General features: G+C 63.0%; 24 protein-coding genes and 1 pseudogene. 13 read left to right on the top strand and 12 right to left on the bottom strand.

Features of this window, described 5'->3' with window-relative positions:
* A complete protein-coding gene (locus HU737_RS09670) occupies positions 1 to 429 on the top strand; it encodes a hypothetical protein (RefSeq protein WP_186554463.1) in 429 nt (142 codons plus the stop codon).
* A gap of 188 nt (positions 430 to 617) precedes the next feature.
* Here HU737_RS09670 and HU737_RS26175 read toward each other — a convergent pair.
* Positions 618 to 793 (bottom strand): annotated as a pseudogene (locus HU737_RS26175) (metallothionein).
* Positions 794 to 795: 2 nt separating this feature from the next.
* On the bottom strand, positions 796 to 1272 hold the full coding sequence (locus HU737_RS09680; protein ID WP_186554461.1) for a phosphotransferase system, HPr-related protein: 477 nt from the start codon (positions 1270 to 1272) through the stop codon (positions 796 to 798).
* A 153-nt stretch (positions 1273 to 1425) separates the two neighbouring features.
* Here HU737_RS09680 and ligD point away from each other — a divergent pair, with 153 nt between their 5' ends.
* Genes ligD through HU737_RS09710 form a run of 6 tightly spaced genes read left to right on the top strand, consistent with a single transcriptional unit; the run spans position 1426 to position 7210 of the window.
* The gene (ligD, locus tag HU737_RS09685; RefSeq protein ID WP_186554460.1) at positions 1426 to 3915 is read left to right on the top strand and encodes a DNA ligase D; all 2490 of its coding nucleotides are present in this window, start codon (positions 1426 to 1428) and stop codon (positions 3913 to 3915) included.
* Positions 3915 to 4163: a hypothetical protein gene (locus tag HU737_RS09690; RefSeq protein ID WP_186554459.1), complete on the top strand. Its 249-nt coding sequence runs from the start codon at positions 3915 to 3917 to the stop codon at positions 4161 to 4163. The genes ligD and HU737_RS09690 overlap by 1 nt, the downstream gene beginning before the upstream one ends.
* A complete protein-coding gene (locus tag HU737_RS09695) occupies positions 4160 to 5203 on the top strand; it encodes an acyl-CoA dehydrogenase family protein (RefSeq protein WP_186554458.1) in 1044 nt (347 codons plus the stop codon). Before HU737_RS09690 ends, HU737_RS09695 begins: the two co-directional genes overlap by 4 nt.
* Positions 5200 to 5955 carry a PIG-L deacetylase family protein gene (locus tag HU737_RS09700; protein ID WP_186554457.1) on the top strand — a complete coding sequence of 252 codons (756 nt, stop codon included), beginning with the start codon at positions 5200 to 5202 and terminating at the stop codon, positions 5953 to 5955. The genes HU737_RS09695 and HU737_RS09700 overlap by 4 nt, the downstream gene beginning before the upstream one ends.
* Positions 5952 to 6551 (top strand): class I SAM-dependent methyltransferase, encoded by a 600-nt coding sequence (locus tag HU737_RS09705; protein WP_186554456.1) that lies wholly within the window; start codon positions 5952 to 5954, stop codon positions 6549 to 6551. The genes HU737_RS09700 and HU737_RS09705 overlap by 4 nt, the downstream gene beginning before the upstream one ends.
* Positions 6548 to 7210 carry a glycosyltransferase family 2 protein gene (locus HU737_RS09710; protein WP_186554455.1) on the top strand — a complete coding sequence of 221 codons (663 nt, stop codon included), beginning with the start codon at positions 6548 to 6550 and terminating at the stop codon, positions 7208 to 7210. The genes HU737_RS09705 and HU737_RS09710 overlap by 4 nt, the downstream gene beginning before the upstream one ends.
* A gap of 423 nt (positions 7211 to 7633) precedes the next feature.
* On the opposite strand, the gene ku is transcribed toward HU737_RS09710, so the two are convergent.
* From ku to HU737_RS09750, 8 genes are all read right to left on the bottom strand, one after another.
* Positions 7634 to 8506 carry a non-homologous end joining protein Ku gene (ku, locus tag HU737_RS09715; protein WP_186554454.1) on the bottom strand — a complete coding sequence of 291 codons (873 nt, stop codon included), beginning with the start codon at positions 8504 to 8506 and terminating at the stop codon, positions 7634 to 7636.
* 13 nt (positions 8507 to 8519) lie between these two features.
* Positions 8520 to 8657 carry a PSPA7_2676 family Cys-rich small protein gene (locus HU737_RS09720; RefSeq protein ID WP_186554453.1) on the bottom strand — a complete coding sequence of 46 codons (138 nt, stop codon included), beginning with the start codon at positions 8655 to 8657 and terminating at the stop codon, positions 8520 to 8522.
* A gap of 81 nt (positions 8658 to 8738) precedes the next feature.
* Positions 8739 to 9881: a carboxylate-amine ligase gene (locus HU737_RS09725; RefSeq protein ID WP_186554452.1), complete on the bottom strand. Its 1143-nt coding sequence runs from the start codon at positions 9879 to 9881 to the stop codon at positions 8739 to 8741.
* A gap of 6 nt (positions 9882 to 9887) precedes the next feature.
* Complete coding sequence (locus tag HU737_RS09730; RefSeq protein ID WP_186554451.1) at positions 9888 to 10841, bottom strand: methyltransferase; 954 nt, start codon at positions 10839 to 10841, stop codon at positions 9888 to 9890.
* Positions 10841 to 12163, bottom strand: coding sequence for an iron-containing redox enzyme family protein (locus tag HU737_RS09735; RefSeq protein WP_186554450.1), 1323 nt, complete (start codon positions 12161 to 12163; stop codon positions 10841 to 10843). Before HU737_RS09735 ends, HU737_RS09730 begins: the two co-directional genes overlap by 1 nt.
* 18 nt (positions 12164 to 12181) lie before the next feature.
* On the bottom strand, positions 12182 to 12376 hold the full coding sequence (locus HU737_RS09740; protein ID WP_186554449.1) for a hypothetical protein: 195 nt from the start codon (positions 12374 to 12376) through the stop codon (positions 12182 to 12184).
* 59 nt (positions 12377 to 12435) lie between these two features.
* A complete protein-coding gene (locus HU737_RS09745; protein ID WP_186554448.1) occupies positions 12436 to 12603 on the bottom strand; it encodes a con-10 family general stress protein in 168 nt (55 codons plus the stop codon).
* Positions 12604 to 12761: 158 nt separating this feature from the next.
* Positions 12762 to 13943 carry a porin gene (locus HU737_RS09750; protein WP_186554447.1) on the bottom strand — a complete coding sequence of 394 codons (1182 nt, stop codon included), beginning with the start codon at positions 13941 to 13943 and terminating at the stop codon, positions 12762 to 12764.
* Positions 13944 to 14270: 327 nt separating this feature from the next.
* Between HU737_RS09750 and HU737_RS09755 the strand changes: the two genes are divergently transcribed.
* Positions 14271 to 15341, top strand: coding sequence for an enoyl-CoA hydratase/isomerase family protein (locus tag HU737_RS09755; RefSeq protein ID WP_186554446.1), 1071 nt, complete (start codon positions 14271 to 14273; stop codon positions 15339 to 15341).
* A gap of 16 nt (positions 15342 to 15357) precedes the next feature.
* Positions 15358 to 16509 (top strand): acyl-CoA dehydrogenase family protein, encoded by a 1152-nt coding sequence (locus HU737_RS09760; RefSeq protein ID WP_186554445.1) that lies wholly within the window; start codon positions 15358 to 15360, stop codon positions 16507 to 16509.
* A 92-nt stretch (positions 16510 to 16601) separates the two neighbouring features.
* Here HU737_RS09760 and pedF read toward each other — a convergent pair whose 3' ends face one another.
* Positions 16602 to 17000: a cytochrome c-550 PedF gene (gene pedF / locus HU737_RS09765; RefSeq protein ID WP_372353281.1), complete on the bottom strand. Its 399-nt coding sequence runs from the start codon at positions 16998 to 17000 to the stop codon at positions 16602 to 16604.
* Positions 17001 to 17297: 297 nt separating this feature from the next.
* Between pedF and exaA the strand changes: the two genes are divergently transcribed.
* On the top strand, positions 17298 to 19157 hold the full coding sequence (exaA, locus tag HU737_RS09770) for a quinoprotein ethanol dehydrogenase (protein WP_186554443.1): 1860 nt from the start codon (positions 17298 to 17300) through the stop codon (positions 19155 to 19157).
* 78 nt (positions 19158 to 19235) lie between these two features.
* Positions 19236 to 19880 (top strand): pentapeptide repeat-containing protein, encoded by a 645-nt coding sequence (locus HU737_RS09775; protein ID WP_186554442.1) that lies wholly within the window; start codon positions 19236 to 19238, stop codon positions 19878 to 19880.
* Positions 19881 to 20012: 132 nt separating this feature from the next.
* On the opposite strand, the gene HU737_RS09780 is transcribed toward HU737_RS09775, so the two are convergent.
* Positions 20013 to 20648 (bottom strand): response regulator, encoded by a 636-nt coding sequence (locus HU737_RS09780; RefSeq protein ID WP_186554441.1) that lies wholly within the window; start codon positions 20646 to 20648, stop codon positions 20013 to 20015.
* Positions 20649 to 20849: 201 nt separating this feature from the next.
* Between HU737_RS09780 and HU737_RS09785 the strand changes: the two genes are divergently transcribed.
* Together HU737_RS09785 and HU737_RS09790 are read left to right on the top strand one after the other, a co-directional pair.
* Positions 20850 to 21515, top strand: coding sequence for a response regulator transcription factor (locus HU737_RS09785; RefSeq protein ID WP_186554440.1), 666 nt, complete (start codon positions 20850 to 20852; stop codon positions 21513 to 21515).
* Positions 21516 to 22135: 620 nt separating this feature from the next.
* On the top strand, positions 22136 to 23212 hold the full coding sequence (locus tag HU737_RS09790) for a 3-deoxy-7-phosphoheptulonate synthase (RefSeq protein ID WP_186554439.1): 1077 nt from the start codon (positions 22136 to 22138) through the stop codon (positions 23210 to 23212).
* Positions 23213 to 23259: the final 47 nt, after the last annotated feature.

Here is a 23259-nt window from a genome sequence, read left to right on the forward strand (position 1 = left end):
ATGCGTGTCCCTGTTCTGCTGTTGGTGCTGGCAAGCTTGACCAGCACCCAAGTGCTGGCCGAGGCCTGCGATGTGATCACGCGTTCGTCCAGCGAGGCGGTCAAACCGGTGGACCGACATACCTGCTACAGCTACAGCAATATGCCTGCCGAAGCGATCAACTGGTCGTGCAGCAATGAAAGCAAGGACATGCTCAGCACCGAGAAGCACAAGGTCGCCCGCTGCGCCGATGGCAGCGTTGGCAGTTGCATCGCGCCGTTGACCCAGGAATCGCTCGCCAATCCGAAAGCCGCTGGCAGTGACCAACCCTCGACCCGGCCAGCTCTGCCCAAGGATGCGCGGGTGATCACCTACTACTACGACACCCCAAGCCTGGGGCAGGCGCGTAACGATTGTGAGCGGAACAATGGTATCTGGCAGACTCATTGACCGGTGAGATGGCTGTTGGGGCCGCTTTGCGGCCCTTCGCGGCGGTTCGGCGCCCCGACTAGCCCGCTCCCACAGGGACGGCGTGGACTTCAAAATAGGTATCTTTCTGATACGACGCTATCTTGGCTCGCCGCCGTCCCTGTGGGAGCGGGCTCGCCCGCGAAGGGCCGCAGCGCGGCCCCAAAAACTTAGGTCTGCTCAGATGGATCAGGCGTGCCGCAGGAACAACCCCCATCCGGCACCGTTCACCATTACGATGCCCCGTGGCACAGGCTTCACAGCAATAAGCCTTGCCCCCTTGCTGCACGGCATTGGCGTCTACCGTGCAATTGCAGTGTGGGCAGGCGCAGCGTTGCTCTTTCATGGTCAGCTCCTTTTCTCTTCATCGTGCGAATCAACCGGCGAGACCTCATCGGTCCAGGGCTCGCCGTCCAGCGGTGCTGAGCGGGCCAGCTCTGCTTCATCCAGGCCAATCCCACCGCCAATCTCATTGGCCTCGACTTCGCGCAGGGTTTGATCAGCCGGGCCATCGCCGTCACCCAGTTCATCGGCATCGCGGGCACCGGTCTCGTCATACAAGGTGTCGGGGCTAAGGTCGTCGAGGGTGACGTTGTCCTCGTGCAGGCTGTCGCTCAGCGCCTCACCGCCGGTCATGCCACTCTCGGCAACGCGCCGGGCGGGGTATTCGTGGTCCACTTCGCGTGCCGGACGCTCATCGCCAATGCGGCCTCGGCGCTGGTCATTGCGCTCGTCGAAATCCAGTTCGTGGACGCTGCCCATACGGTCCTCGGTGTCGTCGATCTCGACCTGAGGGCGGTTTTTCCGATCATCTGGCTGGGCCATCTTGGTTCTCCGGCAAAGGGTTCATTCGGTCGACTGCCAACCCCTGGCAATGATTCAGAGTTTCTGCCAGGTGGCGCCTGCCAACAGATTGAACTCTGTCTGGCGCCGGCCTCTCCCACCTCTAGAGACCCGCGAATCGTCCCGGAGCCGGCCATGGCCAAACCCTTGCAGGAGTACCAACGCAAGCGCGACTTCAGCGCTACCCCTGAGCCTGCTGGCAAGCGCCAGCGCGGCAAGCAGGTGCATGCCTTGCAGTACTGCATCCAGAAACACGATGCCAGCCACCTGCACTACGACTTTCGCCTGGAGCTCGATGGCACGCTGAAAAGCTGGGCCATCCCCAAGGGGCCGTCTCTGGATCCGAAGGTCCGGCGCCTGGCCGTGCACGTCGAAGATCACCCGCTCGATTACGCCGATTTCGAGGGCAATATCCCCGAGGGGCACTACGGCGCGGGCGATGTGATCGTCTGGGACCGCGGCATCTGGGAGCCCGAAGGCGATCCGCATGCCAGCTACGCCAAGGGCAAGCTGCGTTTTCGCTTGCAAGGAGAAAAGCTCTCCGGGGTGTGGAACCTGTTTCGCACTCATCTGGCAGGCAAGAAAGAGCAGTGGATGCTGGTCAAGTCGCATGATGACGAGGCGCGTAGCGAAGCCGAATACAGCATCGTCGAGGCGCAACCTGATAGCGTGCTCAGTGATCGCACGCTGGTGTCCCGGCGCGCCAAGGTCGCCGACCAACCGGCCAAGCGCCCCGCGGCCAGCCGCAAGCGCGCCAGCTCTACAGCCAAGACAGCGTTGCCTGATCATTTGCAGCCGCAACTGGCGACCCTGGTCGACTCCCCACCCAGCGGCGATTGGCACTATGAGGTGAAATTCGACGGCTACCGGATTCTGGCCCGCATCGATGGCGAGGACGTGCGCCTGTTCACCCGCAACGGCCATGACTGGAGCGCGAAGATGCCGCATCAGGTGCAGGCGCTGCGCAAGCTCAAGCTCAAGTCCGCCTGGCTCGACGGCGAAATGGTGGTCACTGGCGACAACGGCGTGGCTGATTTTCAAGCGTTGCAGAACGCCTTCGACACCGAGCGCGACGAGCAGATCAGCTACTACCTGTTCGACCTGCCGTTCTTCGATGGCCAGGACCTGCGCCAGGCGCCGCTGCAGGCGCGTCGTGAGCAGCTTGCCAAGCTGTTGAAGAAAGATCGCAGCGATGTGCTCAATTTTTCCGCCGATTTCGATGAGCCGGTGCAGTCGTTGCTCGACAGTGCTTGCCGCCTGGGGCTTGAAGGGCTGATTGGCAAGCGCCTGGACAGCCCCTACGTCAGCCGCCGCAGCAATGACTGGATCAAGCTCAAGTGCCAACAGCGCCAGGAATTCGTCATCGTCGGCTACACCGATCCCAAGGGCAGCCGCAGTGGCTTCGGCGCCTTGCTGCTGGCGCTGCATGACAGCGACAGCGGCGCGCTGCGCTATGCCGGCAAGGTCGGCACCGGGTTCACCGCCACCACCCTGGCCAGTATTCATGCCCGGCTCAAGCCCCTTGAGGTCGGCAAATCCGCCCTGGCCAAGCCACCCACAGGCGCCGAGGCGCGTGGCGTGCATTGGCTCAAGCCGACGCTGCTGGCCGAGGTCGCCTATGCCCAGATGACCCGCGACGGCGTGGTGCGCCATGCGGTGTTTCATGGCCTTCGCGACGACAAGCCGGCGCAGTCGATCGACCTGGAACGCCCGGCGAACAAAACCGCCAAGAACAAGGAGAACACGCTTTTGAGCGACCTGCACCTGACCCACCCCGAGCGGGTCATCGACGCCACCACGGGTGTGACCAAACGCGAGATCGCCGAGTACTACGCTGACGTCGCCAAGTGGCTCATGCCCCAGCTGAAAAACCGCCCCGTGGCGCTGGTCCGCGCCCCTGAGGGGCTAAGCGGCGAGCTGTTCTTTCAAAAAAATGCCGGCCAGCTGCACATCCCAGGCGTGCTCAGTTACGAAAAAGCCGAGGCGGGCCAGGCGGCGATGGTCCTCAATCGGCCTGACTCGTTACTGGGCGCGGTGCAGATGAACATGCTCGAACTGCACACCTGGAACGCCACCGACAAGGATTTCGACAAGCCCGATCGGTTCGTCCTGGACCTCGACCCAGACCCTGCGCTGCCGTGGAAATCGATGGTCGAGGCGACCCAGTTGACCCTGACCCTGCTCGATGAGCTGGGTTTGAAGGTGTTCCTCAAGACCAGCGGCGGCAAGGGCATGCACCTGGTCATACCGCTGAGCCGGCGCGACAGCTGGGACCAGGTCAAGGACTTCAGTCACGCCATCGTCGACTACCTGGCCAAGCTGTTTCCGGATCGGCTCAGTGCGGTGTCCGGGCCGAAAAACCGCGTCGGACGGATCTTCATCGACTACCTGCGCAACGGCAAAGGCGCCACCACCGCGTGCGCCTATTCGCTGCGCGCGCGCGAAGGGCTACCGGTCTCGGTGCCGATCTGGCGCGAAGAGCTGACCCAGCTCAAGGCCGCCAATCAATGGACTATCAGCACTATTCGCGAGCGTCTGGCCGAGGTCGATGACCCCTGGGCGCAGTTAGGCAAAACCCGCCAGATGATTACCGCGCGGATGCGCAAGCAGCTGGGGTTGACGTAATGGAACGCTGGATCGACATGCTGCAATGGCCCGCCATGCTCCTGACCGTACTGGCCGCCTGGTGCATTGGCTCGCGCCAGCCCGGGCGGCGGCGACTGGGTTTTTGCTGCTTTATCACCAGCAACGTGTTGTGGGTGCTGTGGGGCTGGCAGATCCAGGCCTGGGCGCTGATCGTGCTGCAGTTCTGCCTGGCAGCCATGAACCTGCGCGGCTGGAAGAAGAACATGAGCATGGAGTCGCAGACATGAATACCTTTTCACATCTTGCCCCACCGCGCCTGGAAGGCCTGCTACAGGCATTCGCCGAGCGCAAGCAGCCGCTGCTGATCGAGGATCAGCTGGCGCAGCTGATGCGCGCGCTGCAGGCCGATCATCTGGATGTGCTGCCGTTGCCAGGTCAAGGCCAGACCCTGCAACGTTGGCAGATCCTGGCGCAAGTCGCTGGCTGCGACCTGGCACTGGCCAAGCTCTACGAAGGGCACACCGACGCCCTGGCGATTCTGGCCGAATGCGGTGCACCGGAACTGGCAGATGATGGCATCTGGGGGGTGTACGCCGCTGAGCCGCCCGATGCTCGGGTAGAGATCGTCGACCGTGCCGGCGACCAGCTGCGTCTGCGCGGGCGCAAGGCCTGGTGTTCGGGTGCCTTGCAGATCGACCGCGCGTTGATCACGGCCTGGGACCAGAATCAGCAGCCGCAACTGGTGGCCATCGATTTGTCCGATCCCAGTCTCACTCTTGCGGCGGATCATTGGCAGGCGGTGGGCATGGCCAGCACTGCCAGCGCCGATATCCTCTTCGACGACTCGCTTGGCACCGCGGTGGGCCAACCGGGTCAGTACCTGGCCCGCCCTGGGTTCTGGCACGGCGGCGCAGGGATCGCCGCGTGCTGGTATGGCGCGGCGCAGGCGCTCGCTGGGTATTTGCGTGCGCATTGCGCAAAGCCGAGCCCCGAGCCGCACGCCGCTGCCCACCTTGGCGCTGTAGATGCGGCGCTCCTGGGTGCCAGCGCCGCCCTGCGCGAATGTGCCGGCTGGATCGACCAGCAGCCGATGGCGGACGCCAGTTTGCAGGTACGCCGCACCCGCGCCCAAGTCGAGCAGGCGGTGGACTGCGTGATCCAGCACGTCGGCCGCGCCCTTGGCGCCACCCCGTTCTGCCGCAACAGTCACTTCGCCAGGCTCAGCGCCGACCTGCCGGTCTATCTGCGGCAAAGCCATGCCGAACGCGATCTGGCTGCCCTTGGCGTACAGCTGGCGCAGCTGCCAACAGGAGCCTGGCAACTATGAGCGAAAACCTGATCCAGTCCAGCACTGGCACCCCGTGGGCCGACTGGCAACACTCTGCGCACCTGGCCCGGGCCAGTTGGATCGCCCCCCAGCAGCTATGTCCGCCAGGCCGCCGCCTGGTGCTGGTGGCGCCGCACCCGGACGATGAAATCCTCATGGCTGGCGGTTTGCTGGCCAGCTTCAAGGGCCGTGAACAGGAGCTGGTGCTGATCTCGGTCACCGATGGCGAAGGCAGTCACCCACATTCGACACAATGGACCGAGCATCGCCTGCGCCGCCAGCGCCCACTGGAGAGTCGCCATGCCTTGCAACAACTGGAACTGGACCTCAATACCCTGGACTGGCGGCGACTGAACCTCAAAGACGGCGCCCTGTCCCGCGACGAGGCGTTTCTGGTCAATCACCTGAACCAGCTGCTCAAGCCCGACGACCTGCTCCTGACCACTTGGCGCAACGATGGCCATTGCGATCACGAGGCGGTTGGCCGTGCTGCCGCTCAAGCGGCGCTGGCGCGCAAGGCGCAGCTGGCCGAGGTGCCGGTATGGGCCTGGCACTGGGCGACCCCAGACGACCCCCGCCTGCCCTGGCCACGAGCGCATCGTATCCAGTTGGGTGAGGCCCTTGTGGCCCGTAAGCGTCAGGCGCTCGCCGCCCATGCCAGCCAGTTGCAGCCTGACGGCGACACGCCAGCGGTGCTGCCCCAACGTTTGCTCGATTGCCTACTGCAACCTTTCGAATTGGTATTCCTATGAGCCTCGATGCGCAGTACTTCGCCCAGTTGTATGCCGGTAATGATGACCCCTGGGCCTTTCGCACCCGCTGGTACGAGCGGCGCAAGCGCGACCTGGTCATGGCCAGCCTCCCACGCCAATGCTACGAGCGAGTGTTCGAGCCGGCCTGCGCCAATGGCGAACTCAGCGTATTGCTGGCCGATCGCTGTGCCAGCTTGCTGTGCCAGGACCTTGACCCCACCGCAGTGAACCTTGCCCGTGAGCGACTGGCCGGAGTGGATCATGCCCGCGTCGAACAAGGCCACTTGCCCGCAGACTGGCCGGGGCAACGCTTCGACCTGATCGTGTTGAGTGAAGTGGGTTATTACCTGGATCCGACCGATTGGCTGCAAGTCATCGAGCAATCGGTCGCCAGCCTTGACTACGACGGCGGCCTGCTGGCTTGTCATTGGCGCCATCCGATTGCCGGTTGCCCGCAGGATGGCCGCCACGTGCATGACCTGCTGGCCAAGCATTTGCCGCTGTACCCCGTGCTTCGCCATGAAGAAGCCGATTTTCTGCTCGAATACTGGTCATGTCAGCCCAGCGTGGTCGACCTGGATGAGAGGTGCGAATGATTGCAGTGATCATCCCCGCGCATAACGAAGCCCGGCGTCTGGGGCGATGCCTGAAATCGGTCAAGGCCGCCGCTCTGCTGGCCGAGCAGGCAGGCCATCGGGTCGAGGTGTTGGTCGTGCTCGATCGCTGCAGCGACGGCAGTGCCGCCATTGCGAGGCGCCATGGGGTCGACACGCTCGCCGTCGATGCGGGTAACGTGGGCGTTGCCCGGCGTGCCGGGGCGGCGCTGATGCTTGAACGTGGCGCCTCGTGGTTGGCCTGTACAGACGCCGACAGCCGCGTGCCCAGTCATTGGCTGTTGTGGCAGCTCGCCTGTGCCGCCGATGCGGTGTGCGGCACCGTGCACATCGAGCGTTGGCAGCCCTGGCAGAAGGCGGCGTTGCGCGAGCTGTATCGCAGCCGCTATGAAGCGCGTGAGGGGCATCGGCATATCCACGGGGCGAACCTGGGCGTGTGCGCCAAGGCGTATGAAAAAGTGGGCGGGTTCGCGCCGTTGCCGGCGCATGAAGATGTGCATCTGGTACGTGCGTTGGAAGCCCACGGAGCGCAGATCGTCTGGACGGCCAAGCACAGTGTCGCGACCAGTAGCCGGCGGGACAGCCGTGCCCGCGAAGGCTTTGGGGATTATCTGGCGGGGTTGGAAACTGTGAGTGTTTGAGGGGCTGTGCTGGCCTTTTCGCGGGCAAGCCCGCTCCCACAGGGATCGCGGTGTTTTCAGATCTGCGCTGTGCCTTTTGAAGACGCAAGCACAGCGCAAACTGGAAATCACCTAGATTACTGTGTGAGTGTTGAGGGCTGTGCTGGCCTCTTCGCGGGCAAGCCCGCTCCCACAGGGATCGTGGTGTTTTCAGGTCTGGGCTGTGCCTTTTGAAGACGCAAGTACAGCGCGCACTGGAGAACAACTAGATTACTGTGTGAGTGTTGAGGGGCTGTGCTGGCCTCTTCGCAGGCAAGCCCACTTCCCCAGGGATCGCGGTGTTTTCAGGTCATTGGAGCCACAAGCACAGCGCGCACTGGAGAACACCTAGATCCCTGTGGGAGCGGGCTTGCCCGCGAAGAGGCCGATACAGTCCCCATAAGATCAAGAAGCCTTGCGCGTGCGCTTGGCTGGTTTCTTGTCAGTTTCTTTGGCCGGTGCAGCCTTCTTCTTCGGCGCAGGCGCCCCCTTGCCACCCAGGCTGCGTTTGAGCAGCTCGGTCAAGTCGATGATATCGGCGCCTTTCGAAGCGCCCTCGCCTTCGGCTTTCTCCACCACGCTGATCTTGCCTTTGCTGGCCTTTTCTTCGACCAGGTCCATGATGGTCTGGCGGAAGGCATCGTGATATTCGTCGGGGTTCCACGGCCCGCTCATGTCCTGCACCAGCCGCTTGGCCATGTCCAGCTCACGCTTGTCGAGCTTGCTGTCGGTCACGCTCTTGTCCAGCTCCAGGGTATCGATGCCGCGCACTTCCTCGGGCCAGCGCAAGGTGATCATCACCAGCGCATCCTCAAGCGGCCGCAGCAGCGCCAAGTGTTGCCGGGTGTGCAAGACCACCGTGGCCAGGGCCACCTTGCCGGTGCCTTCCAAGGTTTCGCGCAGCAAGGCATAGACCTTGCCGCCACGCCGGTCTGGGCTCAGGTAGTAGGGGGTATCGAAGTGCTGCAAGGGAATGTCACTGGCCTCGACGAACGAAAAGATGTCGATGGTCTGGGTCGCTTCCGGGCGGGCATTGCGGATTTCTTCTTCGCTGATGATCACGTAGCGGCCTTTCTCGTACTGCACGCCCTTGACGATGTTGTCCTTGTCGATTTCCTTGCCGGTGGCCTTGTTCACCCGTTTGTAGCCGACCGGATCCATGCTGCGCTTGTCCAGCCAGTCGAAATCGACCCGCTCGGTACGCACGGCGGTGTTGAGGGTGACAGGGATGTGCACGAGGCCGAAGCTGATCGCGCCTTTCCAGATTGCCCGGGCCATGGTCGGTCAGCTCCTAGGGTTGGCAGGTTTGGCCAGATTGGCAGTAGCGCAAGGCGCCGCAACGCTCGCAGCATTGGCACTGCAGCCCGGCAATTTCACCACTGAGCGTGGTGCGCCACTGGCAGCCACGCAGTAGGCAGAGGAGTTTCATCAGCCACCTCCTTGACCCGCGCTTTCGCGGGCTCTTACTTGCACTGACTGCGCGCTGGCGCGAAGGTTTACTCGTATTGCCCTATGGCAGCGGTTTTGCGCCGCTGGCGCTGCTGCGGCCCTCGGCCAGTACCTGAGCGACCACCTGATGCAATGCCTTGGCGCTGTCCAGCCCGGCACCGCGCGCCTCTGCCAGGCAGCTGAGCTGGCGATCGGCGCTGGTGCCGTGCTCAAGGATGTTCAGACCATGGATGAAGGCTCGCTCGGCATCTGCGGTATCCGGTGGGTGCTGGCTGCGCAATTGCGCCAGCCAGGCTTGGGCGGTGACCGGCTGTTGCTGATGAACGCCGAGGAACTGGCCGTGGCGGCCGTAGCGCAGCGCGCGCCAGTAGTTTTCCTGGGTAATCCAGTGCTGTTCACGGCTGAGTGGCAAGGGGCTGTAATGCGCCAGGGCGCACTGCTCGACCAGATGACGAAATACAGCAGCGATGGCCAGCGCGTCCTCCAGCTGCGGGCAGGCATCGCAAATGCGCAGCTCGACCGTGGGATAGCGCTGCGAGGGCCGTATCGCCCACCAGAACGCGCCGTCCTTGGCCAGGGCGCCGGTGCGCTGGTGCAAGGCGCGATAGCGCTGGTAGGCGGCCCAGTCGGCCAAGGGCTCGGGCAGCCCCATGTGCGGCCACTCGCCACAGATCACCCGCCGATAACTCATGTAGCCGGTGTTCTGCCCGCTCCACAACGGCGAAGAGGTGCTCATGGCCAGCAGCAACGGCAGCCAATACAGCACGCGGTTGATCAACTGCATGCGATCGCAGCCGGGCGGCACGCCGACATGCACGTGCAGGCCAGATAACAGACTGCGCTTGGCCACCTGCTGATAGTCGTCGAACAACTGCCGAAAGTGCGTTGAGGTCCGCGGTCGTTGTCGCCGCCAATGGGCGCTGGGGTGGCTGGCAGCGCAGTAGAGGCCAGCGCCCTCCTCGGCCAGTGCTTGGTTCAGGCGTTGCCGGTATTCAACGAAAAAGCTTCGTGCCTGGTGCAGGTTGGCAAACACCGGTGAGGCGATTTCGATCTGGCTGCGAAACATTTCTTCGGCAAAGTAGCTGCCGGCGACTTCTCGGCAACGCCGGGCTATCGCTGGCGAGGGTGAGGCCAGCACACGACCGCTGGCGAGGTCCACCAACAGGTATTCCTCCTCGATGCCAAAGGTACATGGCCGGTACATGGCCCGTCAGCCAATGCGGGTAACGCGCAAGGCAACCGCGGCGATGCGCTCGACCTGCTCATAGCCAGGCTCAAGCAGTTGCTCGCCAAACACATCCGGATCCAGCTCTTGATACAGCCAACTCCAGCGCGGCCCCGCCAGGCGTTGGCGGGCAGCTTGCAGGAGGGCATCGCGACCTTCGACGATGGCAACGCCGGTGTACAGCAGCAAGGTCCCGCCAAGGCTCAGGCGCTGGCAGGCTTGCTCGATGATCCGCATCGACAGCTCAGCGCCGAGCGCAGCGCCACCATGGCGATACTGGCGCTGCTGGGTATCGAGCATGTACGGCGGGTTGGCGACGATCAGGTCGAAGCTGCCCGTCAGCCCCTGGAGCAGGTCGCTCGGCTCGACCGACACGTTGCTGAGCCCGGCCAACGCGGCATTGATCGCGGTGTAGCGCAGCGCCAGGGGGTTGATGTCGACCGCGCTGACTTGCGCATGGGGTGCGGCCTGGGCGATCAACAGCGCACCAATACCCGCGCCGCAGCCGATGTCGACGGCGTGCTGGACCGGCTCGGGGCTGCGTTGTAGATGATCGCCAATGACCTGGGCGAAGCGGTAGCTGTCCGGGCCGAAAAACACCGCGTCACTGGCCTCGGTAGGATAGGCTGAGTGCACCAGCAGCAGCTCATCCAGGTTCGACCATCGGACCTTGCTGCGCAGCAGCTCAGCCTGCTGCTCGACAACCTGCGCACTGTGTAGCAGTGCCAGCTCATCGGCAGACACCAGCGAGGGGGCAAACGGTCGGCTCCAGCCAAACACATCGCGCACATTGTGCGCCTGCTCGGCGCCGGGGCGAGCGTTGTTGCGCGCATGGGTGGCGGGCGTGACGCAGGTAAAGCGGTAGCCATCGGCGCGTAGGCGTTGGCCCAGCTGCAGCAGGGCTTGGTCGGCGTGGATTTGCCCCTGGGACAGTTGCATCAGTGCGCGCCCTCCTGGGTAAGCCCGGTGGCGCGGATATACGCCTGGGTCGCCAGCAGGCCTTCTGGCAATGCGTGACGGTTGCCAGCCATCCGCTCGATCAGTACGTCAATAGGCTCAAGTGCCGGGTCGGCCGCCGAGGGTTGCACGGATGAATCAGCCTCCCAGCTGCCGGGTATCAGCCGGCGCGGTTTGGGCCCTTGCCAGTCACCGGCAATCCAGTCGTACCAAAGCTGCTTCTCGTAGGCGCTGAACACCCCGAACATAGCGGCCGAAGGGCCCTCAATCAAACCCCAGAAGCGGCTCTGATCCGGCGCTTGATTGCGCTTTATCCAGCCTTGCGCTTGCATGGCTTGGACGAACTCGGCGATCGCCTCTGAGCCTGCCAGCCATTGGTTGACCGTACGGCCTTGCAGCTTGCAGTGGTCAGAGTGCATGAACTGGCCAAACCCACGCTTGCGCTCCAGGGCTGCGAACAGCTCGCCTTGCAGGTCAAAACGGGCTATCAACTCGGCGGCCGGAACGCCCAGGTCATTCAAGCGATAACCGCCTCGCACGCGTTGGTAGAACGCCTGCGGATCTGATTGCGGACACAGGTGCAGCAGTGCCTGGATCGAGCGCTGGGCATGGCCGCTGGCAGCATTGTCGATGGTGACGTGGAGCTGGAAATAGTGCCCGTCGATACCCAGCTCAGCCAGCTCGTAGGTGGTGATCAACAGGTGCAGCGGCGGTTGCTCGTAGCCCAGGTTGTAGCCGATCACTTCAGCCAGGAACTGCTCGGTGTTCTGCCCCAAGGCCAATTGCACAGCGCCTTGTAGATAGCGGGCGTCGTCCAGCGCGATCGACTCAAGGCAACCCAGGCGACTGAGCAGGCGCTGGTAGATCAACACATGGTTACAGCGCGAATCGCCGTCGCCCAGCTCTTCCAGATAAGTGCGGATCAGGCCGTGGTAGCGTGGGTCGCGCCACTGGTGCAAGGTGCCGTGCAACCAGGCGCCATCGACCGCCTTGGTCGGAGCGACTTGCTGCAAGTACCACAGCGCCTGCGCCCGGTTGGCGAAATACCGCCGGGGTTCGCCCTGGCGGCGCTGTTGGAGATAGGTAGCGTAGTCACGCGCGACCCGGGCAGCGGCGTGTGCGCTCCACTGCGCCAGTTGCTGCGGATCATCAGGCAGGTCATCAGGCATTTGCGCGGCCCGTTGCAACTGCTCGGCAAGCCACTGCGCGCCGTTGCCGCCTTGCAGCAAGGCGTGGTAGCGCTGCTGTAGGCTGCTGCTCTGGGCCGGTACCAGCAGGTCAGTCTTGCGGGTCATCACCGTCATGCCTGACTCCTTGCCCAACTACGGACGTTTGCTGTCTTGGGGGATCGGCTCAGGGCCGGGGGTTGGCTGCGGTGCAGGTTGATCGGGTTTTTGCATTTGCAGGGAAGGCTTGCTTTGGTCGGCGTCTTCGGCCGGATGATCGGTGTCTCGGTCAAAGCAACCGCCAAGCAGTGCAAGGCTGCTCAACAGGCAAACGGTAGATACCAGGCGCATGGGCTGTCCTCCTGCGAATAAAAAACGCAGTGCCGCGCAAACGGCACTGCGTGCTTCATTTACGAGCGGCCACCTTTGCGGCCCGACTCGCTGCGGTCGGTAGTGGTGCCCGATTGCTGGCCGCCTTTACGGCCAGCCTCGGAGGCTTTCTGCCGGTCATTGGCGAAATTGCCAGGGTTCTTGGTGCCGCCCTGACTGCCCGACTTGCCACTTTCTTTGTTAGCCATGGTCATGAACCTCATGAGGCTTGGGAAAATGCACAGCGCTGCGCCGTACATAGTGTGGGAGTACGGCGATAAGCGCGGATTCGCTTTATTTCCGAAGCGGCCTGACCGGTGGCATTAAATAAGCACCAGGCGCTTATTTGGTGCGCAAGCCTTGCGCGCTACCAGGTCAGCACTGCGCCCACCGCGAAGGTGTCAGTGTCTTCGTTCTGCGCATCCCCTTCATGGCCTTCGATCTCGAATTGGTTGTACTCGGCGACCAATTTGAGGTTGTCATTGATGTCGTGAAACAGGGCAATGCCGCGGGTTTGATAATCGGCCCCGGTATTGACCGCGCCATTGCCATCATCCTTGGTCTTGCCATACGACAGCGCCAGGCGGTTCTTGCCCAAGCGATACGAGCCCTGCAGCAGGTAGCCCTTGCTGTCGACCTCGCGCAGGGTCGCCTCGCCGGCATTGTTGGTGAAAAACGGGTTGATGCCTTTGGCGGTAAAGCCAGAACCGGTCAGGGAAAACGCCCCCATTTTGGCCTGCACGCCATAGCCCACGCCCTTGGAGGTCACCGACTCGACCGTGCTGTCGGTGTTGTCGGAGGTCTGGTAGCTGCCGTTGAGCCAGCTGTAGATCTGCGCGCCGGCCAGGTCGAACTGGTAGGTAATCTCGCTCTCGGTGCGCGGATTTTCCTGGTAGGCCTTGCCCACCGCGCTGTCATCGTTGGTATCGACCGGGTCCATGATGCCCACGGCGATGCGCAGGCCGTGCATTTGCGGGCTGCGGTAGGTGATCTGCGAGGTCGGGAACGGGTACGGGTAACCGCTGCCGATGTTGCCGAACGACACCCCGCCGCCGTCCACCAGGCCCAGGGTATCGCTGACCTGACCGTAACCGGCGAGCAGTTCATCGAGGAGGATGTTGGAGCGGGCGAACAGGCCAAAATCCTTGCCGATCAGCACTTCGCCCCATTCAGGGTTGGCCACGGTGCCGTAGAACTGGCGCACATCGATGGCAGTGTCGGTGCCGTTGGTCTCGCTGTCGTTGATGGTGACCCAGAACGAGGAGCGCCCGCCGAGCTTGAGATCGTCGATCTGGCGGGTCATGTTGAAGCCTAGGGTGTTGGGCAAAAAGCCCATTTTTACCCGCGATTGGCGCCGGTCGTACTGCTCGCCAGCCCGGTCGATATCGCTGTTGACGTAGAAGGCGTTGATGTAGCCGTCGGTGGAAAAGGTGGTCTGGTCCTTGTCATAGAGCATGATTTCGGCGCTGGCCATTGGGCTCAGGGCCAGGCTGGCAAGGCCGCCAAGCAGCGGCAGGATACGGCGTTGGGCATTGTTATTGTTGTGCATGGCGCGCTCCGCAATCGGTAGGGACGGGTGTCGGGCCGATTATCGAAAGCGCGTGCGCCCTGCCCTACGCTGCCTTGGCAGCGATTGGCCAGTGCCTTGGCCGGGCGCGAGTGGATGGCGGCACAGCGAACTAATCCCTTGTCCACCCGTGTCACACGGCTAAAGTGGCAAGACCCGGTCCGGAAGGCGCGCCTTTAAGGCAAAAATGCAAGCAGGCCCTGCATATTTGTCGATTGTGCAAGGCAAAATCGCATGACAGGATCCCCTGATCCTCCAGCGCCCTCCAGACTTCACTTGGAAAATCAATAACAAAGCAGGGAGAACGCGATGACCGCGCATGCTCACATTTCGGCAACGGATCATGTCTTGGCCGAAGTCCGCAATCAGATTGGCCACCTCACCCTCAACCGCCCCGCCGGCCTCAATGCCCTGACCCTGGATATGGTGCGCAGCCTGCAGCAGCACTTGGACGCCTGGGCCGATGACAGCCAGGTGCAGGCCATTGTCCTGCGTGGCGAAGGCCCCAAGGGCTTTTGCGCCGGCGGCGATATCCGCTCGCTGTATGACAGCTTCAAGGCCGGTAGCACGCTGCACGAGCAGTTCTTCGTCGAGGAGTACGCCCTCGACCAGTGCATCCACCGCTACCGCAAGCCGGTACTGGTGCTGATGGACGGCTACACCTTGGGCGGTGGCATGGGCCTGGCCCAGGGCGCCGACCTGCGGGTGGTCACCGAGCGCAGCCGTTTAGGTATGCCGGAGACTGCCATCGGTTACTTCCCGGATGTCGGCGGCAGCTATTTCCTGTCGCGCATTCCCGGCGAGCTAGGTACTTACCTGGGCGTCAGTGGCGCGCAGATCCAGGCGGCCGATGCCTTGTATTGCGGTCTGGCCGACTGGTACCTGGCCAGCGACAAGCTATCGGCCCTGGATCAAGCACTGGAGCGCATCAGCTTCGGCGAGCATCCGCTAAAAGACCTCCAGGGCCTGCTGGCCAAGCTTGGCACCCAGGTCCTCGACGACGCGCCGCTGGCCAGGCTGCGCCCAGTGATCGATCACTTCTTCGCCCAGCCCGACCTGGCCAGCATCATCGAGCAACTGCGTGCGGTGACCATTGGCGACAGCCATCAATGGGCACTGGCCACCGCCGACCAGCTGGAAAGCCGCTCGCCGCTGGCAATGGCGGTTACCCTGCAGATGTTGCGCCGTGGTCGCCATCTGGGGCTGGAGGACTGCTTTGCCATGGAGCTGCACCTGGACCGCCAGTGGTTCGAATACGGCGACCTCATCGAAGGTGTGCGCGCGCTGATCATCGACAAGGACAAGCAGCCCCGCTGGAATCCACCGAGCCTCAAGCAGCTGCAACAGGCCCGAGTCGACCAATTCTTCGAAGGCCTGTAAGGCCGGGAGTACGCAGATGCAAGACCTGGAACTGAGCGAAGAGCAAATCATGATCCGCGATATGGCCCGGGACTTTGCCCGTGGCGAGATCGCCCCGCATGCCCAGGCCTGGGAAAAAGCCGCCTGGATCGATGATGGCGTGGTGCGCAAGATGGGCGAGTTGGGCCTGCTGGGCATGGTCGTTCCGGAAGACTTTGGCGGCAGCTACACCGATTACGTCGCCTACGCCCTGGCGGTTGAAGAGATTGCCGCAGGTGACGGCGCCACGGGCGCCTTGATGAGCATCCACAACTCGGTCGGCTGCGGGCCGCTGCTCGCCTACGGCACGCCTGAACAGCAACAGGCCTGGCTGCCACGCCTGGCCAGCGGCGAAGTCATTGGTTGCTTCTGCCTGACCGAACCCCAGGCCGGTTCCGAGGCGCACAACCTGCGCACCCGCGCCGAGCTGGTGGATGGCCAGTGGGTGATCAACGGCGCCAAGCAGTTTGTCAGCAATGCCCGTCGCGCCGGGTTGGCGATTGTGTTCGCGGTGACGGACCCGGAGCTTGGCAAGAAGGGCCTGTCAGCCTTCCTGGTGCCCACCGACAACCCTGGCTTCAAGGTTGATCGCAGCGAGCACAAGATGGGCATTCGCGCCTCCGATACCTGTGCGGTGACGTTGGACAACTGCCGCATTCCCGCTGCCAACCTGCTCGGTGAACGCGGCAAGGGGCTGGCGATTGCCCTGTCCAACCTGGAAGGCGGGCGCATCGGCATCGCTGCGCAAGCATTGGGTATTGCCCGCGCCGCATTTGAAGCAGCGCTGGTCTACTCGCGTGATCGCATCCAGTTTGGCAAGCCGATCAATGAGCACCAGAGCATCGCCAACCTGCTGGCGGACATGCAGGTGCAGATCAATGCCACGCGCCTGTTGATCTTGCATGCCGCGCGTCTGCGCAGTGCCGGCAAGCCGTGCTTGTCGGAGGCCTCACAGGCCAAGCTGTTCGCCTCGGAGATGGCTGAGCGGGTGTGCTCGATGGCGATTCAGGTACATGGTGGCTATGGCTATCTGGAGGACTACCCGGTGGAGCGCTATTACCGGGATGCGCGGATTACCCAGATTTATGAAGGGTCGAGCGAGATTCAACGGATGCTGATTGCGCGGGAACTGAAGAACTATCCGTTGTAGGCGCAACACCTACCGGCCTCATTGCGGGGCCGGCCCGCGCCTACCCGCTGGGGGGGCGGGCTTGTCCCGCGATGAGGCCGGCCCTGCCGCAATCATTCCGTCACATGCACACTGTCCAGGTAGGTACGCACTGCCCACAACGCCTCCTGGCTGAGAAAATCCGCCATCTTGGGCATATACACCCGCCCATCGCGTACCGCGCCATTGCGCACGCGCTCGACAAACCACTCATCCCCCGCCGCGCCTTCATCGAGCATGCGCAGATCCGGGGCAATCCCGCCCGACTTGGCCTCCAGGCCATGGCATGCCGCGCAGTTCTGGTTATACGCCGACGCACCGATGGACACCGCCTTGTCGTGATCCTTGCTGTCGCGATACGGGTTTTCGGCGCGCCATTCGCTGCCAAGCGGCTCCAGCCCTTCGGTATTGACTGCCGTTGGGGTGACGTTGCCATGGGCGCTGGCAGCGCCGGCAGCGCACAGGCCAAGCATCAGCAGGGTGGATTTGCAGGCGTTTTTCACGATTGTCATTGTTCTGGCCTCGACTTCTGAGAGTGCACGCGCCACCTCTGAGAGCGAGGCGGTTGGAGCATCCTAGAAAGCGGCCAGGCCGGCCCCCATGCTGCTTTGGTGGCCGCGCCCTCCTCCCTTGGTCGTAGCCCGTGCGGGGCAGTGCCAAATCATGCCCGCCCTGGGAAGTTTTCCCGTAATGGCCGGGAAGATTTCCGTATCTCGCCGCGCGGTGGCGTTCCAGGCTATGCAGGCCACAACCTCACTGGGAACTCCACCATGACAACAAGAACGTTACCCGCCATGCTTTCGCCCCTTTCTGCTGCCCTGCTGCTGGCGAGCCTGGCCATTGGCGGTACCGCCCAGGCCAAGCCGGTCACCTGGGAAGACATCGCCGACGACCACAAGACCACCAACAACGTGCTGCAGTACGGCATGGGCACCAACGCCCAGCGCTGGAGCCCGCTGGCGCAGGTCAACGAGCAGAACGTGTTCAAGCTCACGCCAGCCTGGTCGTTCTCCTTCGGCGATGAGAAACAGCGCGGCCAGGAGTCCCAGGCCATCGTCAACGACGGGGTGATCTACGTCACCGGCTCCTACTCGCGGGTATTTGCCCTCGACGCCAAGACCGGCAAGCGCCTGTGGACCTACAACCACCGCCTGCCGGACAACATTCGCCCCTGCTGTGACGTGGTCAACCGCGGCGCGGCCATCTATGGCGACAAGATCTACTTCGGCACCCTCGATGCACGCTTGGTCGCGCTGAACAAGGACACCGGCAAGGTGGTGTGGAACAAGAAGTTCGGCGACCACAGCGCTGGCTACACCATGACCGGCGCCCCGACCATCGTCAAAGACCAGAAGAGCGGCAAGGTGCTGTTGATCCATGGCAGTTCTGGCGATGAGTTCGGTGTGGTCGGCCAGCTGTATGCACGTGACCCGGACACCGGTGAAGAGGTATGGATGCGGCCCTTCGTCGAAGGCCACATGGGCCGCCTCAATGGTAAGGACAGCACGCCCACCGGCGACGTCAAGGCGCCCTCCTGGCCGGATGATCCGAGCACCGAGACCGGCAAGGTCGAGGCCTGGAGCCACGGTGGCGGCGCGCCTTGGCAGAGCGCCAGTTTCGATGCCGAAACCAACACCATCATCGTCGGTGCCGGTAACCCCGGCCCCTGGAACACCTGGGCGCGCACCTCAAAGGACGGCAACCCGCACGACTACGACAGCCTGTACACCTCAGGCCAGGTCGGGGTCGACCCCACCACCGGTGAGGTCAAGTGGTTCTACCAGCACACCCCCAACGATGCCTGGGACTTCTCGGGTAACAACGAGCTGGTGCTGTTCGACTACAAGGACAAGGACGGCAAGCAGTTCAAGGCCACCGCCCACGCCGACCGCAACGGCTTCTTCTATGTGGTCGATCGCAGCAACGGCAAGCTGAAAAACGCCTTCCCGTTCGCCGACAACATCACCTGGGCCAGCCATATCGACCTGAAAACCGGCCGCCCGGTGGAAAATGAAGGTCAGCGCCCGGCCAAGCCGGAGCCTGGGCAGACCAAGGGCAAGCCCGTGGAAGTGTCGCCGCCGTTCCTCGGCGGCAAGAACTGGAACCCCATGGCTTACAGCCAGGACACCGGCCTGTTCTATGTACCGTCCAACCAGTGGAAAGAAGAGTATTGGACCGAAGAGGTCAACTACAAGAAGGGCTCGGCGTACCTGGGCATGGGCTTTCGGATCAAGCGCATGTACGAGGACCACGTAGGCTCGCTGCGCGCCATGGACCCGACCACCGGCAAGATGGTCTGGGAGCACAAGGAGCGCTTGCCGCTGTGGGCCGGGGTGCTGGCAACCAAGGGCAACCTGGTGTTCACCGGCACCGGTGACGGCTACTTCAAGGCCTTCAACGCCAAAACCGGCGATGAGCTGTGGAAGTTCCAGACCGGCAGCGGCATCGTCTCCCCGCCTATCACTTGGGAGCAGGATGGTGAGCAGTACATCGGTGTGACCGTGGGCTACGGCGGCGCGGTGCCGCTGTGGGGTGGCGACATGGCCGAGCTGACCAAGCCGGTGGCGCAGGGTGGATCGTTCTGGGTGTTCAAGATCCCTGCGTGGGACACCAAGACCGCTCAGCGCTGAGCTAGATCACCGATTCACACCTCCCCTGCAGGAGCGGCGCACCGCCGCTCCTGCACATTTGAAACCCTGGAGCCTGTCATGAACTACCTGCCACTGGCCCTGCTGCTACTGCTCCCCAGCGCCTTCGCCGACGACCAGGCCGACGCGCCGCTGACGATCAATGGCTGCGTCATCGCCGCAGAAAGCAAATGCCCCAACGCCAACCTGCGGGGCGCCGACTTGAACAACCAGGACCTGCGCAAGATGGACCTGTCCGGCGCTGACCTGCGCGAGGCCAATCTGCGCCATGCCCGGCTTGATCTGGCCAATCTGGAAAAAGCCGATCTGCGCGGCGCCAACCTGACCCGTGCCAGCCTGCAACAGAGCAACCTGCGCCTGGCCCAGCTGCAAGGGGCGACACTGGTCGCGGTCCAGGCCTGGGGGATGTTTGCCCAGGGTGCCAACTTCGAAAAAGCCGACCTGTCTGCGGCCTACCTGGAGTTCGCCAGGCTGTCGGGGGCCAAGCTGCATGGCACCTCGCTGAAGGCGGCCGACCTGGAAATGACCTGGCTGAGCAAGGCTGACCTCAAGGGCGCGAGCCTGGCCGATGCCAATTTGCAGGAGGCCAAGTTTGGCGAGAGCAACCTTGAGAATGCCGACCTGCGCGGGACGCGGCAGCACTATGCGAATTTCCAGGACAGCAATATGGAAGGTTGCCAGGGCTGCCCGGATTCTTGGCAGTGAAGCGGCTTGGTGAGTCAGTTGCGGCCTCTTCGCGGGGCAAGCCCGCTCCCACGGGCTCAGCGCCAGCTTCAAGAACAGCCGGTATCTGTGGGAGCGGGCTTGCCCCGCGAAGGGTCCTAACTAACACGCCAGTCAGGCCGCAACCCGCAGCAACCCCGCCTCGATGGCCAGGTGCACCAGTTCGGCCTGGCAACTGACCTGCAATTTGCTCTTGAGCAAGGTCAGGTGATTGGACACGGTCTTGCTGCTGATACACAGCTGCTCGGCGATAGTGCGCACCGCCGTGCCCTTGGCCAGCATCAGGAAGATCTCCGTTTCACGCTGGGTCAACCCCTGCAAACGATCATCCCCATGTTGACGCGGCTGGCAGGCCAGCGCGGTCGCCAAGGCTTGCTCGATATAGGCATGTCCAGCCAAGGTTCGCTGCACCGCTTCGAGCAACACCTGCGGCGCCACCTGCTTGGACAAGAACCCACACGCCCCCGCTGCCAGGGCCTGACGTACCAAGCCAAGCTCGGTATGTTCACTGAGAAACAGCACGCGTAACTGCGGCAGGCGCTGGCGCAGTCGCTTGGTAGTTTCCAATCCGCTGATGCCGGGCAAATCGAAGTCCATGATCACCAGCCCCGGCACCTGGGCCTGGACCTGGGCCAGGGCCGCCTCGCCACTGTCGGCCTGCAGCACTCGCATCTCGGGCATCGCCTGGGCCAGGGTCGCCGCCAGGCCGATGCGCAGCAGCGGATGATCGTCCACCAGCAAAATGGCCATGGGGTGCTGCTCCTGCGCAAAGGTGTCGCCCCATGCTAGAAGTAGCGCGCCTGCCACCCTCTACTACTTTGGTACTGGTTTGCCTGGCGATGGTCGCATTCACAAAGCCTTGCTACCGGCTCTTAATAGCGGCATAACAAGGGCTGCCGAGCAATTTGCCCCTTGCGTGCGAGCACACATACAACAATAAGGTGCACAGCCATGTACAAGATCCTCATTGCCGACGATCACCCGTTGTTTCGCGAGGCCATCCACAATGTGATCGCCGATGGCTTTCCCGGTAGCGAAGTGATGGAGACCGCCGACCTCGACAGCGCCCTGGCCCTGACCGGTGAACACGATGATCTGGACTTGATCCTGCTGGATCTGAACATGCCGGGCATGCATGGGCTGGGCGGGTTGATGAACCTGCGCAACGAAGCCCCGACCATTCCGGTGGTGATCGTGTCAGCCGAACAGGACAAGCAAGTGGTGTTGCAGGCGATCACCTATGGCGCGGTGGGATTTATCACCAAGTCCTCGCCGCGCTCGCAGATGACCGAGGCGATCGAGCAGATTCTCAACGGCAACGTCTACCTGCCACCGGACATCATCCGCACCCAGAAACCGGGCAGCCGCCGCACGACCAGCGAGCACCACGGCTTTGCCCCGGAGCTGCTGCAGGCGCTGACGCGCAAGCAACTGCTGGTGCTCGAGCGGATGACCAAGGGCGAGTCGAACAAGCAGATCGCCTACAACCTGGATATCGCCGAGACCACGGTCAAGGCGCATGTCTCGGCGATTTTGCGCAAGCTCAATGTGCATAACCGCGTGCAGGCGATTCTCAGTGCTGGGGATATCGATTTCAGTGCTTATCTGCGCCGGTGAACCTTAGTGCCTATTCGCGGGCAAGCCCGCTCCTACAGGGGGCCTTGCTGGTTTTGAGCGCAATGGTGTGTCAGAAAAATCATTGCGCCGATAGCATTTATCCATTGAACACCTTGTTACAGGTGCAGTAAGCTCGGGCTCATTCACTGGAGAGCAACATGACCCACAGCATCCACGACCACGCCAACCACACCGCTCGCATCCTGCGCCGCGTGCTGGCCGTTGTCGGCTGCTCGTCCGTTGCCAGCTTTTATTTTGGGTATTGGTTTAGCCACTAGGCGCCGCTGATACCCCAACGGCGCCCACTCTTCGAGGGGCCGCCGAATACGAGAATACTCAACCCCCGGTCGGCTCCCCGACCGGGGGTTTTGCTTTTCCAGACCTTTGAAAAACACACAGATTGCACCTGAGGACAGATCGATGAACTACGCCACCTACGCCTACCCAAGCACCTGCGCCTGGCGATTTAGCCAATCCCGTTCGGGCCAGCCTGCCGCCTCCGTTCGGTCGATTCGTGGTGGCAATGCCGCACAACAACCCCATTTGACGATCTGTCGAACACCTCGATAGGGCCGACTGCGCGGGCATCAACCCGCCGTCCGCCCAGGGAACAATACGCCATGCAAGCCTCCAACCTCGCCCTGCCCCTGACCCAACCGCAAGCTGCCAACACCACCGTCAGCCAGCGTCTACCCAGCCCACACCTGCTCAAGCAGCAGATGCCGCTCTCCAGCGAGCTCGCCCAGCAAGTGCAGCAGCACCGCCAGGCCATCCGCAATATTCTTGAAGGCCGCGATTCGCGCCTGCTGGTCGTGGTTGGCCCGTGCTCGATCCACGACCCACGTTCAGCCCTGGAATACGCTGACCGCCTCGCCGCCTTGAGCCGTGAGGTCGATGACCAGTTGCTGCTGGTGATGCGCGCCTACGTGGAAAAACCGCGCACCACGGTCGGCTGGAAAGGCCTGGCCTACGATCCGCACCTCGATGGCAGCGACGACATGCACGCCGGTATCGCCCTCTCCCGTGGCTTGATGCTGAACATGCTCGAACGCGGGCTGCCGATTGCCACCGAGCTGCTACAACCGATGGCTGCTGGCTACTTCGATGATCTGCTGGGCTGGGCCGCGATTGGTGCGCGCACTACCGAATCGCAGATTCACCGCGAGATGGTCAGTGGGCTTGAGTTGCCAGTGGGCTTCAAGAATGGCACCGATGGCGGTATTGGCATTGCTTGCGATGCCATGCGCAGCGCGGCGCACCCGCATCGCCACTTCGGGATGGATGCGCAAGGCTACCCGGCGATCATCGAGACGCTGGGCAATCCTGATACACACCTGGTGCTGCGCGGTGGCCACAAAGGGCCGAACTACGATGCCGATAGCGTGGCTCAGGCACGCATTGGCTTGGCCAAGGTCGGCCTGGCGGCGCGGATCATGGTGGACTGCAGCCATGCCAACAGTGGCAAGGATCCGGCCAGGCAGCCGGCGGTGTTCGAACAGGTGCTGGCGCAACGCTTAGCAGGCGATACGTCGTTGGTAGGGGTGATGCTCGAGGGGCATTTGTTCGATGGGTGCCAGGCGCTGGGCAAAACACCGTTGAAATACGGTGTGTCCATCACTGATGGTTGTTTGGGTTGGGACAAAACAGCGCAACTTCTCACGACTGCAGCGAGCAAACTCGCCCGCCAGGGTGCTTGAGCCTTGGCCCAAAAGCACCCGCACTGCTGTAGGGCGGTTGCGGGTGC

It is taken from the genome of Pseudomonas urmiensis, assembly GCF_014268815.2.
In the GTDB taxonomy this organism is placed as follows: Bacteria; Pseudomonadota; Gammaproteobacteria; order Pseudomonadales; family Pseudomonadaceae; genus Aquipseudomonas; species Aquipseudomonas urmiensis.

What these genes read in the sequence shown, in the direction of transcription:
- HU737_RS09725 (WP_186554452.1), bottom strand. Translation starts at nt 9,881, where the DNA reads ATGTACCGGCCATGTACCTTTGGCATCGAGGAGGAATACCTGTTGGTG.
- pedF (WP_372353281.1), bottom strand. Translation starts at nt 17,000, where the DNA reads ATGCTTGGCCTGTGCGCTGCCGGCGCTGCCAGCGCCCATGGCAACGTC.
- HU737_RS09775 (WP_186554442.1), top strand. Translation starts at nt 19,236, where the DNA reads ATGAACTACCTGCCACTGGCCCTGCTGCTACTGCTCCCCAGCGCCTTC.
- HU737_RS09760 (WP_186554445.1), top strand. Translation starts at nt 15,358, where the DNA reads ATGCAAGACCTGGAACTGAGCGAAGAGCAAATCATGATCCGCGATATG.
- HU737_RS09705 (WP_186554456.1), top strand. Translation starts at nt 5,952, where the DNA reads ATGAGCCTCGATGCGCAGTACTTCGCCCAGTTGTATGCCGGTAATGAT.
- ligD (WP_186554460.1), top strand. Translation starts at nt 1,426, where the DNA reads ATGGCCAAACCCTTGCAGGAGTACCAACGCAAGCGCGACTTCAGCGCT.
- ku (WP_186554454.1), bottom strand. Translation starts at nt 8,506, where the DNA reads ATGGCCCGGGCAATCTGGAAAGGCGCGATCAGCTTCGGCCTCGTGCAC.
- HU737_RS09740 (WP_186554449.1), bottom strand. Translation starts at nt 12,376, where the DNA reads ATGCGCCTGGTATCTACCGTTTGCCTGTTGAGCAGCCTTGCACTGCTT.
- exaA (WP_186554443.1), top strand. Translation starts at nt 17,298, where the DNA reads ATGACAACAAGAACGTTACCCGCCATGCTTTCGCCCCTTTCTGCTGCC.
- HU737_RS09720 (WP_186554453.1), bottom strand. Translation starts at nt 8,657, where the DNA reads ATGAAACTCCTCTGCCTACTGCGTGGCTGCCAGTGGCGCACCACGCTC.
- HU737_RS09745 (WP_186554448.1), bottom strand. Translation starts at nt 12,603, where the DNA reads ATGGCTAACAAAGAAAGTGGCAAGTCGGGCAGTCAGGGCGGCACCAAG.
- HU737_RS09700 (WP_186554457.1), top strand. Translation starts at nt 5,200, where the DNA reads ATGAGCGAAAACCTGATCCAGTCCAGCACTGGCACCCCGTGGGCCGAC.
- HU737_RS09735 (WP_186554450.1), bottom strand. Translation starts at nt 12,163, where the DNA reads ATGACGGTGATGACCCGCAAGACTGACCTGCTGGTACCGGCCCAGAGC.
- HU737_RS09780 (WP_186554441.1), bottom strand. Translation starts at nt 20,648, where the DNA reads ATGGCCATTTTGCTGGTGGACGATCATCCGCTGCTGCGCATCGGCCTG.
- HU737_RS09670 (WP_186554463.1), top strand. Translation starts at nt 1, where the DNA reads ATGCGTGTCCCTGTTCTGCTGTTGGTGCTGGCAAGCTTGACCAGCACC.
- HU737_RS09690 (WP_186554459.1), top strand. Translation starts at nt 3,915, where the DNA reads ATGGAACGCTGGATCGACATGCTGCAATGGCCCGCCATGCTCCTGACC.
- HU737_RS09695 (WP_186554458.1), top strand. Translation starts at nt 4,160, where the DNA reads ATGAATACCTTTTCACATCTTGCCCCACCGCGCCTGGAAGGCCTGCTA.
- HU737_RS09710 (WP_186554455.1), top strand. Translation starts at nt 6,548, where the DNA reads ATGATTGCAGTGATCATCCCCGCGCATAACGAAGCCCGGCGTCTGGGG.
- HU737_RS09790 (WP_186554439.1), top strand. Translation starts at nt 22,136, where the DNA reads ATGCAAGCCTCCAACCTCGCCCTGCCCCTGACCCAACCGCAAGCTGCC.
- HU737_RS09750 (WP_186554447.1), bottom strand. Translation starts at nt 13,943, where the DNA reads ATGCACAACAATAACAATGCCCAACGCCGTATCCTGCCGCTGCTTGGC.
- HU737_RS09785 (WP_186554440.1), top strand. Translation starts at nt 20,850, where the DNA reads ATGTACAAGATCCTCATTGCCGACGATCACCCGTTGTTTCGCGAGGCC.
- HU737_RS09755 (WP_186554446.1), top strand. Translation starts at nt 14,271, where the DNA reads ATGACCGCGCATGCTCACATTTCGGCAACGGATCATGTCTTGGCCGAA.
- HU737_RS09730 (WP_186554451.1), bottom strand. Translation starts at nt 10,841, where the DNA reads ATGCAACTGTCCCAGGGGCAAATCCACGCCGACCAAGCCCTGCTGCAG.
- HU737_RS09680 (WP_186554461.1), bottom strand. Translation starts at nt 1,272, where the DNA reads ATGGCCCAGCCAGATGATCGGAAAAACCGCCCTCAGGTCGAGATCGAC.